The sequence below is a fragment of the Streptomyces sp. NPDC001231 genome (genome assembly GCF_042896885.1).
Lineage (GTDB): Bacteria > Actinomycetota > Actinomycetes > Streptomycetales > Streptomycetaceae > Streptomyces.
The window spans coordinates 101,106-116,429 of sequence record NZ_JBIAXS010000025.1; the positions used below are offsets into that span (position 1 = coordinate 101,106).

15 protein-coding genes are annotated in these 15,324 nt (G+C 71.4%); 8 read left to right on the plus strand and 7 right to left on the minus strand.

Going from position 1 to position 15,324, the window contains the following annotated elements; all coding sequences use genetic code 11:
• Nucleotides 1–89: 89 nt before the first annotated feature.
• Both ACFY3J_RS27635 and ACFY3J_RS27640 read left to right on the plus strand, forming a co-directional pair.
• Entirely contained in the window at nt 90–731 is a 642-nt protein-coding gene (locus ACFY3J_RS27635; RefSeq protein ID WP_384179480.1) for an IclR family transcriptional regulator, read from the plus strand.
• 478 nt (nt 732–1,209) lie between these two features.
• Nucleotides 1,210–2,001: a PDZ domain-containing protein gene (locus tag ACFY3J_RS27640; RefSeq protein ID WP_384179478.1), complete on the plus strand. Its 792-nt coding sequence runs from the start codon at nt 1,210–1,212 to the stop codon at nt 1,999–2,001.
• On the opposite strand, the gene ACFY3J_RS27645 is transcribed toward ACFY3J_RS27640, so the two are convergent.
• Genes ACFY3J_RS27645 through ACFY3J_RS27655 form a run of 3 tightly spaced genes read right to left on the minus strand, consistent with a single transcriptional unit; the run spans nt 1,998 to nt 3,316 of the window.
• Nucleotides 1,998–2,192: a hypothetical protein gene (locus tag ACFY3J_RS27645; RefSeq protein WP_384179476.1), complete on the minus strand. Its 195-nt coding sequence runs from the start codon at nt 2,190–2,192 to the stop codon at nt 1,998–2,000. The genes ACFY3J_RS27640 and ACFY3J_RS27645 overlap by 4 nt on opposite strands.
• An 11-nt stretch (nt 2,193–2,203) precedes the next feature.
• Nucleotides 2,204–2,788, minus strand: coding sequence for an ArsR/SmtB family transcription factor (locus ACFY3J_RS27650; protein WP_384179474.1), 585 nt, complete (start codon nt 2,786–2,788; stop codon nt 2,204–2,206).
• Nucleotides 2,789–2,848: 60 nt separating this feature from the next.
• Nucleotides 2,849–3,316 carry an Lrp/AsnC family transcriptional regulator gene (locus ACFY3J_RS27655; RefSeq protein ID WP_225078626.1) on the minus strand — a complete coding sequence of 156 codons (468 nt, stop codon included), beginning with the start codon at nt 3,314–3,316 and terminating at the stop codon, nt 2,849–2,851.
• Between the two features lie 125 nt (nt 3,317–3,441).
• On the opposite strand from ACFY3J_RS27655, the gene hppD reads away from it, so the two are divergent.
• Both hppD and ACFY3J_RS27665 read left to right on the plus strand, forming a co-directional pair.
• Nucleotides 3,442–4,590, plus strand: a complete 1,149-nt coding sequence (hppD, locus tag ACFY3J_RS27660) for a 4-hydroxyphenylpyruvate dioxygenase (RefSeq protein WP_384179472.1) — start codon at nt 3,442–3,444, stop codon at nt 4,588–4,590.
• Nucleotides 4,591–4,703: 113 nt separating this feature from the next.
• Nucleotides 4,704–6,110, plus strand: a complete 1,407-nt coding sequence (locus ACFY3J_RS27665) for an FAD-binding oxidoreductase (protein WP_390841957.1) — start codon at nt 4,704–4,706, stop codon at nt 6,108–6,110.
• Nucleotides 6,111–6,121: 11 nt separating this feature from the next.
• On the opposite strand, the gene ACFY3J_RS27670 is transcribed toward ACFY3J_RS27665, so the two are convergent.
• Nucleotides 6,122–6,535 carry an SsgA family sporulation/cell division regulator gene (locus ACFY3J_RS27670; RefSeq protein WP_384179468.1) on the minus strand — a complete coding sequence of 138 codons (414 nt, stop codon included), beginning with the start codon at nt 6,533–6,535 and terminating at the stop codon, nt 6,122–6,124.
• A gap of 241 nt (nt 6,536–6,776) precedes the next feature.
• On the opposite strand from ACFY3J_RS27670, the gene ACFY3J_RS27675 reads away from it, so the two are divergent.
• Together ACFY3J_RS27675 and ACFY3J_RS27680 are read left to right on the plus strand one after the other, a co-directional pair.
• Nucleotides 6,777–8,294: an RDD family protein gene (locus ACFY3J_RS27675; protein WP_390841958.1), complete on the plus strand. Its 1,518-nt coding sequence runs from the start codon at nt 6,777–6,779 to the stop codon at nt 8,292–8,294.
• Between the two features lie 289 nt (nt 8,295–8,583).
• The gene (locus ACFY3J_RS27680) at nt 8,584–9,441 is read left to right on the plus strand and encodes an RDD family protein (RefSeq protein WP_384179464.1); all 858 of its coding nucleotides are present in this window, start codon (nt 8,584–8,586) and stop codon (nt 9,439–9,441) included.
• A 55-nt stretch (nt 9,442–9,496) separates the two neighbouring features.
• Here the strand turns inward: ACFY3J_RS27680 and ACFY3J_RS27685 are convergent, their stop codons facing one another.
• Nucleotides 9,497–9,790, minus strand: a complete 294-nt coding sequence (locus ACFY3J_RS27685) for a hypothetical protein (RefSeq protein WP_390841959.1) — start codon at nt 9,788–9,790, stop codon at nt 9,497–9,499.
• Between the two features lie 463 nt (nt 9,791–10,253).
• Between ACFY3J_RS27685 and ACFY3J_RS27690 the strand changes: the two genes are divergently transcribed.
• Together ACFY3J_RS27690 and ACFY3J_RS27695 are read left to right on the plus strand one after the other, a co-directional pair.
• Entirely contained in the window at nt 10,254–12,602 is a 2,349-nt protein-coding gene (locus ACFY3J_RS27690; protein WP_390841960.1) for an immune inhibitor A domain-containing protein, read from the plus strand.
• 121 nt (nt 12,603–12,723) lie between these two features.
• Complete coding sequence (locus ACFY3J_RS27695) at nt 12,724–13,062, plus strand: hypothetical protein (protein WP_384179457.1); 339 nt, start codon at nt 12,724–12,726, stop codon at nt 13,060–13,062.
• A gap of 136 nt (nt 13,063–13,198) precedes the next feature.
• Here ACFY3J_RS27695 and ACFY3J_RS27700 read toward each other — a convergent pair whose 3' ends face one another.
• Both ACFY3J_RS27700 and ACFY3J_RS27705 read right to left on the minus strand, forming a co-directional pair.
• The gene (locus ACFY3J_RS27700) at nt 13,199–13,786 is read right to left on the minus strand and encodes an isochorismatase family protein (RefSeq protein WP_384179454.1); all 588 of its coding nucleotides are present in this window, start codon (nt 13,784–13,786) and stop codon (nt 13,199–13,201) included.
• 133 nt (nt 13,787–13,919) lie between these two features.
• Nucleotides 13,920–15,266 (minus strand): nicotinate phosphoribosyltransferase, encoded by a 1,347-nt coding sequence (locus ACFY3J_RS27705; protein ID WP_384179452.1) that lies wholly within the window; start codon nt 15,264–15,266, stop codon nt 13,920–13,922.
• Nucleotides 15,267–15,324: the final 58 nt, after the last annotated feature.

Here is a 15,324-nt window from a genome sequence, read left to right on the forward strand (position 1 = left end):
GGCGGCCTCTGCTGCACGTCACCGACGGGACCCGGTGACGTGCCCGACGCGAAGAGGGCCGCCGACCTCACCACTAAGGAGTGGGCGTCGTGACCGCGGAGACCTCCCAGACGCTCGACCGGGGACTGAGAGTCCTCAAACTGCTGGCCGAGACGGACCACGGGCTGACCGTCACCGAGCTGTCGCACAAACTGGGCGTCAACCGGACCGTGGTGTACCGGCTGCTCGCCACCCTGGAACAGCACACGCTCGTCCGCCGTGATCTGGGCGGCCGCGCCCGGGTCGGGCTGGGAGTGCTGCGGCTGGGCCGCCAGGTGCATCCGCTGGTACGGGAGGCGGCGCTGCCCGCGCTGCGGTCGCTGGCCGAGGACATCGGGGCGACCGCGCATCTGACGCTGGTGGACGGTTCGGAGGCGCTGGCCGTCGCCGTGGTCGAACCGACGTGGACCGACTACCACGTGGCCTACCGGGCCGGTTTCCGGCACGCCCTGGAACGGGGCGCCGCGGGCAAGGCGATACTCGCGGCCCGCCTGCAGCCGGCCGTGGATCCCGGCTACACGCTGACCCACGGCGAACTCGAGGCCGGGGCCTGCGGGGCGGCGGCACCGCTGCTCGGCGTGACGGGCCTCGAGGGCAGCGTCGGGGTCGTCATGCTGGCGGACTCCGTACCGGAACGTGTGGGCCCACGCGTCGTACACGCGGCCCGCGAGGTAGCGGAGGCCCTCCGCTAGTGCTGTGACCGGAAAGGTTCACCGGCTCGCGACGCCCGGCACGGCTCCCCCCAAGCTCTTCGAGCAGGGGGGACCCCCAGCCGCGTTGTCGCATCACCCGAGTACATCCAGTACGCGGGTCATGCTCCGCCTTGCGATGTTCCCCCACTGCCCGAACGGCGTGGGAGGTGCCCCCAGCACCGGACGCCGCGAGCTTCCCGGCGAACCTTTCCGGTCACAGCACCAGCCACTGCCTCGGGGTGCCGCGCCACTGCACGCACCTCGCGCCGTGACGACGGCCGACCTCGTGCCACCCAGCAGCTCGCCCTGTGCCGTCCCGCCGGAGTGCGGTGCCCGAGCCCACCCGTACCGTGCCCTCGAGCCCACTCGTACCGTGCCCCCGAGCCCACCCGTCCCGGTCTTCGGCGGCATGGCCGCCCCCGGTGGGCGGGAACGGCTGTCGGGTGGCCGGATCTCGTTCGGGGGATAGATTGATCCCGTGCTCTCTCGCCTCACACGTTCCCAGGCCCTCGCCGTCTGTGCGGTGCCCGTCGCGGCTCTGATCGCCACGGCGGTGTTCGCGCCGCTGCCGTTCTCGGTGGCACAGCCCGGGATGACGGCGAACGTGCTCGGGGAGAACAAGGGCACCCAGGTCATCACCATCTCCGGCGCCCCCACCCGCGACACGAGCGGTCAGCTCCGTATGACGACCATCGAGGCCACCGGCCCGGACGCGAACGTCTCGCTGGGAGACGTGATCGACGGCTGGTTCGCCACCGACCGGGCGGTCATGCCGCGCGACGCGGTCTACCCGAGCGGCAACAGCCTGAAGGAGATCGAGCAGCACAACACCGAGCAGATGAGGCAGTCGCAGGACGCGGCCACCCGGGCCGCCCTGAAGTACCTCGGTGTCAGCGACAAGAAGGTCAAGGTCACGCTGAAGCTCGCCGACGTCGGCGGCCCCAGCGCGGGCCTGCTGTTCTCCCTCGGCATCGTCGACAAGCTCCACGGCGACGGCAACGGCGGCGACCTCACGGGCGGCCGCACCATCGCCGGTACGGGCACCATCAACGCCGACGGCACGGTCGGCGCGGTCGGCGGCGTCGCCCTCAAGACGCAGGCCGCCCACCGGGACGGCGCCACCGTCTTCCTGGTCCCGAAGGCCGAGTGCGCCGACGCCAAGGCCGAACTGCCCAAGGGACTGCGCCTGGTCCCGGTGACCACCCTCAAGGGCGCGGTCGGCGCGCTGGTGGCCCTGGAGAACGGCAAGGGCACGGTCCCGAGTTGCTAGACCGCTGACACGGCGGGGGCCGTCCTGGGAGCGGCGGCAAGACGCAGGCCGAGTTCAACGAGGGTCCAGCCGAGCTGGGTACGGAGGGCGCCGGGCTGCCTGGCCTGGGCGGCAGCGTGGTGCGCCGCGGCCTGGGCCCGGAGTTCGGCGGCGCGGGTGCGGTGCAGGATGAGGTGGGTCTCGGCGTGCATGGGGCTGCCTCTCAGTCCGTACGAGTGGGGAAGACGTGCGTGTGGACGCGCACCTGCTCGGTGTCCGGGGTGCCGTCGGCGGGGGCCAGGGCGCGGTAGCTCTCCACGACCCCGTGCATCTTCTCGATCATTTCGAGGGCGAGTTCGGGCGTGAGGCGCAGCGTCCAGGAGCTCATGTCCGCGGCGCGGGTCCATGCCTCGGACCAGTCGCTCCTCGTGCCGAGCCAGGTCGCCAGCTCCTGAGTGCGCTGGTTCGCGACCTCGTGCATGAACAGGTCCGCGGCGCCGCGTACTTCGGGGTCGGGGTCCCTCAGCAGCGTGTCGTCGAAACTCTCGGCCATGTGGGCCGCCCGCCACCAGCGCTCCCGCCCCTTGCCGTGCTCGGGCGCGTCCTCGACGAAGCCGTGCGCGGCGAGCTGGCGCAGGTGGTAACTGGTGGCGCCGCTGGACTCACCCAGTTTCGCGGCCAGTTGGGACGCGGTGGCCGGCCCGCTGCGTCGCAGCGCGGTCAGCAGCCGCATGCGCAGGGGGTGCGCCAGACCACGCAGCGAGCGGGCATCGAGAGGGCGGACCCGAGGGTCCAGGGGTTCGGCCATGCATACAAAGATAGCGTTGCAAAGAAGGCTTTGCAACGAGTTCTTTGGAAGTAGTCCCTCTCACTCCTCCGCAGCCTGCTCCACCAGCGGGATGATCCGCAGCGGCACCGGGTTCTCCATGACGATCGCCGTCGAGGCCCGGTCGATGCCCTCGAACCCCACCACCCGGTCGATCACGCGCTGGAGATCGGCGTTGGAGCGGGCGACCAGGCGGCACAGCATGTCGCCGGTGCCGGTCGTGGTGTGCAGCTCCAGCACCTCCGGCACGGTCGCCAGATGGGCCCGCACGTCCGGGCCCTGCCCCTGCCGGATCTGGAGCGTCGCGAACGCCGTGACCGGATAGCCGAGCGCCGCCGGGTCCACCTCCGGACCGAAGCCGCGGATCACCCCGCGCGCCTGAAGACGGTCCAGACGTGCCTGGACCGTCCCCCGCGCCACCCCCAGCCGCCGTGACATCTCCAGCACGCCGACGCGCGGCTCGCGCGCCAGCAGCACGATGATGCGGCCGTCCAGATGATCGATCGCCACGCGTCCCGCCTCCCGAATGGTCATCCTGTACAGAAAGTCCGAAGGTGCGCTGCCTTCACCGAGCACATTGCCCAGTGAATGTGCGAACTATTGCGCACCTTGCGAGACCGGGTGACGCTTCCGCTATGACGCAGACCACACACCTCACTCCCGACGCGACCGCCCGGCAGGCCGACCCCTTCCCGGTCAAGGGAATGGACGCGGTCGTCTTCGCCGTGGGCAACGCCAAGCAGGCGGCGCACTACTACTCCACCGCCTTCGGCATGAAGCTGGTCGCCTACTCCGGACCGGAGAACGGCAGCCGCGAGACCGCGAACTACGTCCTGGAGAGCGGCTCCGCCCGGTTCGTGTTCACCTCGGTGATCAAGCCCGCCACCGACTGGGGCACCTTCCTCGCCCAGCACGTGGCCGAGCACGGCGACGGCGTCGTCGACCTCGCCATCGAGGTCCCGGACGCGCGCGCCGCGTACGCCTACGCCATCGAGCACGGCGCCCGCTCGGTGACCGAGCCGTACGAGCTGAAGGACGAGCACGGCACCGTCGTCCTCGCCGCGATCGCCACCTACGGCCAGACCCGCCACACCCTGGTCGAGCGGGCCGGCTACGAGGGCCCGTACCTGCCCGGCTACGTGACCGCGAAGCCCATCGTCGAGCCGCCCGTCCAGCGCGTCTTCCAGGCGGTCGACCACTGCGTCGGCAACGTCGAACTCGGCCGCATGAACGAGTGGGTGGAGTTCTACAACAAGGTCATGGGCTTCACGAACATGAAGGAGTTCGTGGGCGACGACATCGCCACCGAGTACAGCGCGCTGATGTCGAAGGTCGTGGCCGACGGCACGCTCAAGGTCAAGTTCCCGATCAACGAGCCCGCCGTCGCCAAGAAGAAGTCCCAGATCGACGAGTACCTGGAGTTCTACGGCGGCGCCGGCGTCCAGCACATCGCGCTCAACACCAACGACATCGTGCAGACCGTACGCACGATGCGCGCCGCCGGTGTCGAGTTCCTGGACACCCCCGATTCCTACTACGACACCCTCGGCCAGTGGGTCGGCGACACCCGCGTGCCCGTGGAGACCCTGCGCGAGCTGAAGATCCTCGCCGACCGCGACGAGGACGGCTACCTGCTGCAGATCTTCACCAAGCCGGTCCAGGACCGCCCGACCGTCTTCTTCGAGCTCATCGAACGGCACGGGTCGATGGGCTTCGGCAAGGGCAACTTCAAGGCCCTGTTCGAGGCGATCGAGCGCGAGCAGGAGCGCCGCGGGAACCTCTGAGCCCCCGCCGCGAGCCCGCCCACGGGCACCGAGCCCAGGGCATTCCGCCCGCCCGCCGCGACCAGCGAGCCGCGGCGGGCGGGGTTCACACCCGTGGCCCCGGGTGCGAGGCTGTGATCGTGAGCCGCATTGAAGCCGCACCCGACGAAGCCCAGGACAACCTCACCGATCGGCTCCTCGCGGGCCTGCCGGCCGAGGCTGTCCTCATCGATCCCGATGTCACGGCCTCCTACGCCAACGACATGGCCAGCTTCTGCCCGTCCGGCGCCCCGGCCGTCGTCGTCCTGCCGCGCACGGTGGAACAGGTCCAGCACGTCATGCGCACCGCCACCGAACTACGTGTCCCGGTCGTCCCGCAGGGCGCCCGCACCGGCCTGTCCGGCGCGGCCAACGCCTCCGACGGCTGCATCGTGCTGTCCCTGACCAAAATGGACCGCATCCTGGAGATCAGCCCGGTCGACCGGGTCGCGGTCGTCGAGCCGGGCGTCGTCAACGCCGCGCTCTCCCGCGCGGTGAACGAGCACGGCCTGTACTACCCGCCGGACCCCTCCAGTTGGGAGATGTGCACCATCGGCGGCAACATCGGCACCGCCTCCGGTGGCCTGTGCTGCGTGAAGTACGGGGTCACCGCCGAGTACGTGCTCGGCCTGGACGTCGTGCTGGCCGACGGGCGGCTGATGTCCACCGGCCGCCGCACCGCCAAGGGCGTCGCCGGATACGACCTGACCCGCCTGTTCGTCGGCTCCGAGGGCTCGCTCGGCATCGTGGTGCGGGCCGTTCTGGCGCTCAGGCCGCAGCCGCCGCAACAGCTCGTGCTGGCCGCCGAGTTCGACTCCGCGGCCACCGCCTGCGACGCCGTGTGCCGGATCATGGCGGGCGGACATGTGCCCTCCCTGCTCGAACTCATGGACCGTACGACGGTGAAGGCCGTCAACGACCTCGCCCGCATGGGCCTGCCGGAGACCACCGAGGCACTGCTGCTGGCCGCGTTCGACACGCCGGACCCGGCCGCCGACCTCGCCGCGGTCGGCGCGCTGTGCGAGGCGGCCGGCGCCACCCAGGTCGTCCCCGCCGACGACGACGCCGAGTCCGAGATGCTGCTGCAGGCGCGGCGGCTGTCGCTCACCGCGCTGGAGGCCGTCAAGGGCACGACGATGATCGACGACGTGTGCGTGCCCCGCTCCCGGCTCGGCGAGATGCTCGAAGGCATCGAACGGATCGCCGAGAAGTACCAGCTCACCATCGGGGTCTGCGCGCACGCGGGCGACGGCAACACCCATCCGACCGTCTGCTTCGACGCACAGGACCCCGACGAGTCGCGGCGCGCCCGCGAGTCCTTCGACGAGATCATGGCCCTCGGCCTCGAACTCGGCGGCACCATCACCGGCGAGCACGGCGTGGGCGTGCTGAAGAAGGAGTGGCTGGCGCGCGAGATCGGCCCGGTGGGGGTCGAGATGCAGCGGGCGATCAAACAGGCCTTCGACCCGCTGGGCATCCTCAACCCCGGCAAGCTGTTCTGACGCCCCCGCGTTCACTGGGCGAGCAGCCCGGCCAGCTCGTCGTCGATGCCGAGCTGCTCGCCCTCGGTGCCCGGCGGCACCAGGCGCAGCGTGCGCTCCAGCCAGGCCGACACCTGCGCGGCGGACGCCTCCAGCAGGGCCTCGCCGTCGGGCGCGCTCAGTGCCAGCAGGACCACGCTGCGGCCCAGCGCCTTCGACGGCCACACCCGCACGTCGCCGTCCCCGCACGGCCGGAACACCCCTTCCACGAGCAGTTCCCGGGCGAACGTCCAGCGCACGGGGTGCTCGGAGTCGACGTGGAAGACGATGTGCACGGCGTACGGGTCGTCGGTGCGGTAGGCGAGCCGTGCCGGGACGGGGATGCCGCACTCGGGCGACAGGATCAGTCTCAGCTCCAGTTCGCGCTCCACCACGGTGTGCCGCATGGTTCTCTCCTCTCTCCCACGGGCCTCTCGGCGGGCCCGTGTGAAGGGAGAGGGCGCTGGACGCCGGGCATTACGCGGGTTGTCCGAACTTTTTCGATCCGGATCTCGCGTGATCGTGAAGTATGTGTACGAGGTTGCCCGGAAAGGAGTGGGTCCGGCCGGTCCGGCGGTGTCGGCTGCCTCGGTCTGATAGATGTGGAGGCCCCCAAGACGACCTCCGAGCAGATACGGGACGACGGACATGAGCGCCCCAACCCCGGCACCCGGTGACGACAGGCCACGCGAAGGCTACTACCCGGACCCGTCCATCCCTGGCTACGTCCGGTACTGGAACGGCGCCGCCTGGGTGCCGGGCACCAGCCGCCCGGCACCGACCGACGGCGAGCCGCTCGGACCGCCGCCCGGCGTGCACCCCGCGGCGGTCCCGGCGGTGGAGGAGACGGGACCGCACTTCTTCGACGAGGACCCCGTCGCCGACCCGAATCCCGCCGCGGCACCGCAGGGCGGCCGGCCCGAACCGGCGTCGGCGTGGGGCGCCGACCGCAACCGGCAGTCCGGCTTCGGCGGCGGGCAGGACCACCGCGTCTCCTGGGGCGCCCCGGCCGACCCGAGGGTGGCCCACACGGCGGACCCGGCGCCGGCCGACGCGGATCAGGCCCGGGACGGGGGCCGCTCCGACGGCACGTTCGTCTTCCGCCGCCCCACGACGGGCGGCACTCCCGGGACCCCGGGTGACGCCGTCCCCGGTGTTCCGGGACCGGGCACGCCCGTCGACGAGGGCACGATGACCTTCCGCGCGGTGCCCCCCAGGACTCCGGGTGCAGGCACGCCGGGCCTTCCCGGCCAGGGCTCGCCCGTCTCCGGGGCCGCGTCCGGCTCCGGCCTGCCGGGCGGCGCCGGGGCCCCCGCTGCCGGTGGGCCCGCCGCCGGTGGTGCCGGCGGTCCCGGTTTCGGGGCCGGAAAGGCCGCCGCCGCGCGGGCGGCAGCCGCGCAGCCGCCGGGCCAGGCCGGGGCCCGGCCCGGTGGTGCCTCCGCACAGGCTTCCGGCCCGGCGGCGCCCCCGATGTCCTCCCCCTCGGCCCCGCCCCTTCAGCCCGGTGGGCCGCAGAGCCCCGGCGCTCCCGCCGGGACGCCGCTGACCAGTGGTGCCGGTGGTGGGCAGTCCTCCTGGGCGCAGCAGGTGCACCGGCTCGCCGGGTCGGGTGAGCAGCAGCCCGTGGCGCCCTGGAAGCCGCCGGTCGAGGACCCGTTCCAGGCGGCGGCGCGGCGGCAGGCCGCGGCCCGGCCCGCCGGCCTCGGCAAGCGGCTGGCCGCCCGGATCGTCGACTCGGTCGTCCTCGGGAGCGTCACCGCCGTGGCCGCCGTACCGCTCGGCACCAAGGCGATCGACCACGTCAACGGCAAGATCGACGAGGCCCGGCTCTCCGGCCGCACGGTGACGGTCTGGCTCCTGGACGGCACCACGGCGACGTACCTCGGCGTGGTCCTCGCCGTCCTGCTGCTCTTCGGCGTGGTCTACGAGGTGCTGCCCACAGCCAAGTGGGGCCGCACTCTGGGCAAGAAGCTGTGCGGCCTGGAAGTGCGGGACATCGAGGGCCACGAGCCCCCGTCGTTCGGCCCGGCCCTGCGCCGCTGGCTCGTCTGGGGTGTCCCGGGACTCCTCGGCATCGGTCTGGTGGGCATGGCGTGGTGCCTGTTCGACCGGCCGTGGCGCCAGTGCTGGCACGACAAGGCGGCGCACACGTTCGTGGCGGGCTGAGGAAACCGGCGGGGCGGCTCCGCACCCGCGCCGGCCTCATCCACGCCGGCCTTGTCCGTGCCGGTCCCATGCACGCCGGTCCCATGCACGTCGGTCCCATGCACGTCGGTCCCATGCACGTCGGTCCCATGCACGCCGGTCCCATGCACGCCGGTCCCATGCACGTCGGTCTCGTTCACGCCGGTCCCATGCACGCCGGTCCTATCCACGTCGGTCTCGTTCACGCCGGTCTCATCCGTCCGGCCGCGCACCGGGTGCGCGGCGGCCGGGCTCGCGATCCACTCGGCGCATGAGCACCGAACCGCCCCCCGGCTCCGGACCGCAGCCCCCTACCCCCGGGGGACGGCGACCACCCCACGGCGAGGGTCCGTGGGGCGAGAACGCGCGGGGCGACGACGGGCAGGGCGGCGGCGCGTGGGGCGACGCCCAGGAAGGCGGACGGTCCGGCGGCTCCCCGTACTCCGACGACCCGTCAGCAGGCATGCCCCCGCCGCCCGGCGAGCAGCCTCCGCCGCCCGGCGAGCAACCACCCCCCGGCGGCGGACCACAGGGCGGTGGGCCGTACGGCGGTGGCCCGCAGGGCGGCGGGGGGCCTTACGGTCCGCAGGGCGGCGGCCACGGCGGTGGCGGCCCCTACGGTGGAGGCCCGCAGGGCGGCGGTTACGGCGGCGGTCCCTACGGCGGTGACCCGCTCGCCGGTATGCCCCCGCTCGCAGACAGCGGCAAACGCACCCTCGCCCGCATCGTCGACCTGGTCCTGGTCGGCATCGTCGTCACCCTGGTCACCTGGGGCCTGCGGGTCAACGAGTACGTGGTCAACGCCGAGAACGTGCAGGTCGGCAAGTCCGTGGCGCAGTCGGTGGTCGGCGTGGTGTTCTACATGGCCTACGACACGTTCATGATCTCCAGATACGGGCAGACCCTGGGCAAGAAATGGCTGGACATGCGGGTGGCCAACCTCGACGACGGCTCCACCCCGTCCGTCCCGACCGCGCTGGCACGCGCGGCGGTGCTCTGGGTGCCCTTCTGGTTCTGCTGCGCCTGCCTGTGGCTGGCGATCAGCGGCGGCTGGAGCTTCTTCGACCGCCCCTACAAGCAGGGCCTGCACGACAAGGCGGCCAAGACGGTGGTGGTCAGCACCGGTTGACCTCGGCCCGGGGCGGCGAGGAGTTTCGGAGGAGGTCGGAGAACGCCGGAGGGGGTCAGGAGGCCGTCGGCCCCCGTACCGGCTCGACTCCGGCCGTGACGGGCTGCCGGTGTGCCCGCGCCCGGACGCGCGTCTGGACCCGTGCCTGCCTGGCGCCGGCCGGCTCGGCCGTGCGTGCCTTCGGCATCGGCACCGTCATGGCGACCAGGAGCCCCAGCGCGAGTGCCGCGAGGGCGATGACCACGATCCCCAGGCCCGAAGTCGTCCGGGACAGCAGCAGCATGGCGAGCGTCGAGAAGATCACGGTGCAGGAACCGTAGGCGAGCTGTGCGGCGGTGGGACGAGGCATGGCAATCGGTCCTCGGAAGTGGGGGTCTCCCCCCGTGCCTCTCGCTGCGGGGGAGGGTGCGGACAGGGATCTGTAGGTGTGACGTGGGCATCGGCCTGGCATTCCACCGGTTTCCTGGCGGTCCGCCAATCGACTCTATTCGCCTGTGTGCCCGAGTGGAACCACTGGTAAGCACGACCTAACCCATGGTGCCGGTGCACGGGGGGCGCACGGAGTCATGCGGTCCACGGAGTGGACGGGCGCACGCGCCCGGCGGGGCCGTTCGGCCCTGGTGCACCGGTGTCCGCAAAGCGAACACCCGCTCCACATAATGCACTTGACGGGTTCAAGTCAAGGTCTGTTTTTTCTTGCGAACGTCTAGTCGAATGACGTCACTTGACTACACGCGTTCATCGTGCGCGGACCTTTCCATGGCCCATGACCCCCCTTCCGCGCGCACGGACGCGGCTGGGGAGGACCACAAGTGACCAGTAGACGCTGGACGTTCAGAACGACCGCGATCGGTGTCGCGCTCGCGGCGGCCACCGCCACGTTCTCGACGTTCGCCGTGGCGGAGGCCGCGACGACGGCCGACTCCGCCTCCGTGAACCGGCACGACCCGCAGCCGGTGGGGCAGCACTCGCACGACCTCGACGGCCCGCTGAGCAAGACGCAGAAGGCCCAGCGCCAGGAGGCCCTGAGCCAGGTCATCGCCGGCAAGACCAAGGTGCAGGACCGCAAGGGCTCCAAGGTCGTCGAGCTCAAGGGCAAGAAGGGCGACACCAAGTACGTCGAGCTGGGCCGGGAGAAGACCGACAAGATCTTCACCATCCTGGTCGAGTTCGGCGACAAGACGGACCCGAAGTACGGCGGCACCCCCGGTCCGCTGCACAACGAGATCGCCGCGCCGGACCGCAAGAAGGACAACTCCACGGCCTGGCAGAAGGACTACAACCAGCAGCACTTCCAGGACCTGTACTTCGGCACCGGCAAGAACACCGAGTCGGTGAAGAAGTACTACGAGACCCAGTCCTCGGGCCGCTACTCGGTCGACGGCGAGGTCTCCGACTGGGTCAAGGTGCCCTGGAACGAGGCCCGTTACGGCAACAACGCCTGCGGCTCCACCAACTGCCCGAGCGTGTGGAACATCGTCAGCGACGGTGTGAACGCCTGGGTCGCCCAGCAGAAGGCGGCCGGCCGGACCGACGCCCAGATCAAGGCGGACCTGGCCCAGTACGACCAGTGGGACCGCTACGACTACGACGGCGACGGCGACTTCAACGAGCCGGACGGCTACATCGACCACTTCCAGATCGTGCACGCCGGTGAGGACGAGTCCGCCGGCGGCGGCGCCCAGGGCACCGACGCGATCTGGGCCCACCGCTGGTACGCCTTCGGCACCGACGCCGGCGCCACCGGCCCCGAGTACAACAAGCTCGGCGGCGCGCAGATCGGCGACACCGGCATCTGGGTCGGCGACTACACCATCCAGCCGGAGAACGGCGGCCTCGGCGTCTTCGCCCACGAGTACGGCCACGACCTCGGCCTGCCGGACGAGTACGACACCGCCGGCGGCGAGAACTCCACCGGCTTCTGGACGCTGATGTCCTCCGGTTCCTGGCTCGGCCGCGGCAAGGAAGCCATCGGCGACCTGCCCGGCGACATGAACGCCTGGGACAAGCTCCAGCTCGGCTGGCTCAACTACGACGTCGCCAAGGCCGGCGTGAACTCGGCGCACAAGCTGGGCCTGTCCGAGTACAACACCAAGCACCGGCAGGCCGTGGTGGTCTCCCTGCCCGACAAGGCGGTCACCACCACGATCGTCACCCCGGCCCAGGGTGCCACCCAGTGGTGGAGCGGCAGCGCCAACAACCTGAAGAACACCCTGACCCGGTCCATGGACCTCACCGGCAAGAAGTCGGCCGCCCTCACCCTTGACGGCTGGTACGACATCGAGGCCAACTACGACTTCCTCTACACCGAGGTCTCCACCGACGGCGGCGCCAACTACACCGCACTCGACGGCACGGTGAACGGCCAGCCGATCCCGCGCGACGGCAGCGGCAACCCGGCCCTGCACGGCACGGTCGACGGCTGGAAGAACCTGTCGTACTCCCTGGACGCCTACGCGGGTCAGAAGGTCCTGCTCCGCTTCCGCTACCAGACCGACGGCGGAGTGGCGCTGAAGGGCTTCACGGCCGACCGGATCACGCTGACCGCGGACGGCTCGGTGGTCTTCGCGGACGACGCCGAGAGCGCGGACCCGGCGTGGACGGCGAACGGCTTCTCCCGCATCGGCGCGTCCTTCACCAAGGACTACAAGCAGTACTACATCGCCGAGAACCGCCAGTACGTGTCGTACGACACCACGCTGGAGACCGGCCCGTACAACTTCGGCTTCGCCGACCGTCCGGACTGGGTCGAGCACTTCCCGTACCAGAACGGCCTGCTGATCTGGAAGTGGGACACCTCCCAGGCCGACAACAACACCAGCAAGCACCCGGGTGTCGGCCGGATCCTCCCGGTCGACTCGCACCCGGACGCGCTGCGGTGGTCCGACGGCGCGCTGATGCGCAACCGCATCCAGACCTACGACTCGACGTTCAGCCTGTACGGCACGGACGGCATCACGCTGCACAAGGCGGGCGTCAAGACCAAGATCAAGTCGTCGAAGGGGGTGTCGGTCTTCAACGACCGCGCCAACACCTACTACGACCCCGCGAACCCGGCCGGCGGTGTCAAGATCACTGACACCAACACCAAGATCAAGATCACCAAGGAGGCCAAGGACGGCTCCACGATGGAGATCGAGATCGGCGGCGCGCTGAAGTAATCAGCGTTTACGCAGGTCAAGCGCACATCGGCGGCAACCCCCTGGCGGGTTGCCGCCGATCGTGTTTAGGTGCGTCCTGTGACCCGCTTATTGACACCGACCGGAACGGGGGAGTGACCGCATGGCCGCAGGAGGTTTCTGCAAGCTGCCGAACGGCACCGTGGTGGTGGCGCTGAACCTGCCCAGCCCCACCCTTGACGGCGCCGACGGCGTGCGCGTGCTCGTCCACGCGCACAACCGCGCCCGGGCCCTGACCCGGCTGCGCAACCTGGGCCTGCGCGCGGTCTACCTGCGGGGCAACGCGGCTCCGCCGACCCCGGACGAGGTCACCGCGGTCCTGCACCACCCCGACGGCCTGATATGGCGTACGTCACCCGGTGACACCGTGGGCGCCCCGGAACTGTGGCACCCGATCAGAGCCCTGCTGCGCAGACCGGCCGCACACCGGCAGGCGTCGTGACAGTCACCGGCAGGCGTCGCGACAGCCCGTCCCGCACAGGGCCCCCACAGGGCCCGGACAGGACCTGGAGGGGCGCGGTCGGGCCCGGACCGGCTCCCACAGGCCCGGGACACGATCTGGAGCCGGCTGACAGGACCTAGGCGACGACCGGCTTGCCCATGAGTTCCACGCCCGCCTGCCGCAGCTCCTCCAGTGCCCGTTCGGTGGTCGCCTGGGCCACCCCGGCGGTGAGGTCCAGGAGCACCTGGGTGCGGAAGCCCTCCCTCACGGCGTCCAGGGCGGTGGCGCGCACGCAGTGGTCCGTGGCGATCCCGACCACGTCCACCTCGTCGATGTGCCGGGCCCTGAGCCAGTCGGCCAGCGGCTCGCCGTTCTCGTCGGTGCCCTCGAAGCCGCTGTAGGCCGCCGAGTAGGCGCCCTTGTCGAAGACCGCGTCGACGGCTCCGGAGGCGACGGCGGGGGCGAAGTTGGGGTGGAAGCCCACACCCTCCGTGCCCGCGACGCAGTGCGCGGGCCAGGAACGGACGAAGTCGGGGTTGTCGGCGAAGTGACCGCCGGGCGCGATGTGGTGGTCCCGGGTCGCCACCACGTGCCGGTAGCCCGCGGGAGCCTGCCCGATGAGCTCGGTGATCGCGGCGGCGACGTCGGCGCCCCCGGCCACCGCGAGGCTGCCCCCCTCGCAGAAGTCGTTCTGCACATCGACGACGATCAAGGCGCGGCGCATGGTCGGTGTCCTTCGGTTGTCGGATCGGCGGGCGGAGGGGACGCGGGTCCGGTCGTGAGGCCACGGTCCCGGCGGATCCGCCACTCGGACGTGAGGGGACTTTCGGGGGCGTACCGAAGCGGGGGCACGCGCTTTAGCTACCCGAGCCCGTGTGGACGTACTCCGTCGGAAGGACGGGTTCCCCTCGGGAGAGCTGGGTCGCCGACAGCGGCAGGTTGGCGCGGGCGGTAGCGTGCCGGTCCCGGGCGGCGTCCAGCGGCTCGCGGGCGATCACCTCACCGCCCTTGACCAGCTCCACCAGGAGCTGCCGGCCGGCCAGCCGGTCCGGCACCGGACCGGTGCCCACGACCTCCGCCTCCGCGACCCCGTGCGCGTCCAGCCGGCGTGCCGCCCACTTGCGGCCGCCGACGGAGGTCTTGCCGCCGGTGGACTTCTTCGCCACCGGCACCAGCGGCGCCCCGGCGTCGCCGGTCTCGGCGCGCGCGACCAGCTTGTAGACCATGGACGCCGTCGGGTGGCCGGAGCCGGTGACCAGCTGGGTGCCGACGCCGTAGGCGTCCACGGGCGCCGCCGCCAGCGAGGCGATGGCGTACTCGTCCAGGTCCGAGGTGACGATGATCTTCGTGTCCCGTGCGCCCAGTTCGTCGAGCTGCTGGCGCACCCGGTGCGCGACCAGCAGCAGGTCGCCGGAGTCGATGCGCACCGAGCCCAGCTCGGGCCCGGCGATCTCGACGGCCGTACGGACCGCCTCGGTCACGTCGTAGGTGTCCACCAGCAGCGTGGTGTCCCGGCCGAGCGAGTCCACCTGCGCCTGGAAGGCGTCCCGCTCGCTGTCGTGCAGCAGGGTGAAGGCGTGGGCGGAGGTGCCCACCGTCGGGATGTTGTAGCGGAAGCCGGCGGCCAGGTCGGAGGTGGAGGTGAAACCGCCGAGGTAGGCGGCCCGGGAGGCGGCGACCGCGGCCAGCTCGTGGGTGCGGCGGGCGCCCATCTCGATCAGCGGGCGGCCGCCGGCGGCCGAGGTCATCCGGGAGGCGGCGGCCGCGATCGCCGAGTCGTGGTTGAGGATCGACAGGATCACGGTCTCCAGCAGCACGCACTCGCCGAACGACCCCTCCACCCGCATGATCGGCGAGCCCGGGAAGTACACCTCGCCCTCGGGGTAGCCCCAGATGTCCCCGCCGAACCGGTAGTCGGCGAGCCATTCCAGGGTCGGCTCGTCCACCACCCGGCGCTCGCGCAGGAAGGCGAGGACGTCCGCGTCGAAGCGGAAGTTCTCCACCGCGTCCAGCACCCGCCCGGTGCCGCCCACGACCCCGTAGCGGCGTCCGTCGGGCAGCCGCCGGGTGAAGACCTCGAAGACGCTGCGCCGCCCGGCCGTCCCGGCCTTCAGAGCGGCCTGGAGCATCGTCAGCTCGTAGTGATCGGTGAACAGAGCCGTCGAGGGAACGTCCACCGGCAGCCCAAGGTCCGCAACGCCCACCGAAGCTCTCCTAGACATGTCGCGCGGGTGCCCCCGGCGTCGGCCGGGGGTCCGGGGG

Excerpts from the sequence above, each read along its gene's own strand:
- ACFY3J_RS27645 (WP_384179476.1), bottom strand. The coding sequence starts at position 2,192 with ATGCACGCCGAGACCCACCTCATCCTGCACCGCACCCGCGCCGCCGAA.
- ACFY3J_RS27650 (WP_384179474.1), bottom strand. The coding sequence starts at position 2,788 with ATGGCCGAACCCCTGGACCCTCGGGTCCGCCCTCTCGATGCCCGCTCG.
- ACFY3J_RS27700 (WP_384179454.1), bottom strand. The coding sequence starts at position 13,786 with ATGCGCCGCGCCTTGATCGTCGTCGATGTGCAGAACGACTTCTGCGAG.
- hppD (WP_384179472.1), top strand. The coding sequence starts at position 3,442 with ATGACGCAGACCACACACCTCACTCCCGACGCGACCGCCCGGCAGGCC.
- ACFY3J_RS27685 (WP_390841959.1), bottom strand. The coding sequence starts at position 9,790 with ATGCCTCGTCCCACCGCCGCACAGCTCGCCTACGGTTCCTGCACCGTG.
- ACFY3J_RS27695 (WP_384179457.1), top strand. The coding sequence starts at position 12,724 with ATGGCCGCAGGAGGTTTCTGCAAGCTGCCGAACGGCACCGTGGTGGTG.
- ACFY3J_RS27670 (WP_384179468.1), bottom strand. The coding sequence starts at position 6,535 with ATGCGGCACACCGTGGTGGAGCGCGAACTGGAGCTGAGACTGATCCTG.
- ACFY3J_RS27680 (WP_384179464.1), top strand. The coding sequence starts at position 8,584 with ATGAGCACCGAACCGCCCCCCGGCTCCGGACCGCAGCCCCCTACCCCC.
- ACFY3J_RS27675 (WP_390841958.1), top strand. The coding sequence starts at position 6,777 with ATGAGCGCCCCAACCCCGGCACCCGGTGACGACAGGCCACGCGAAGGC.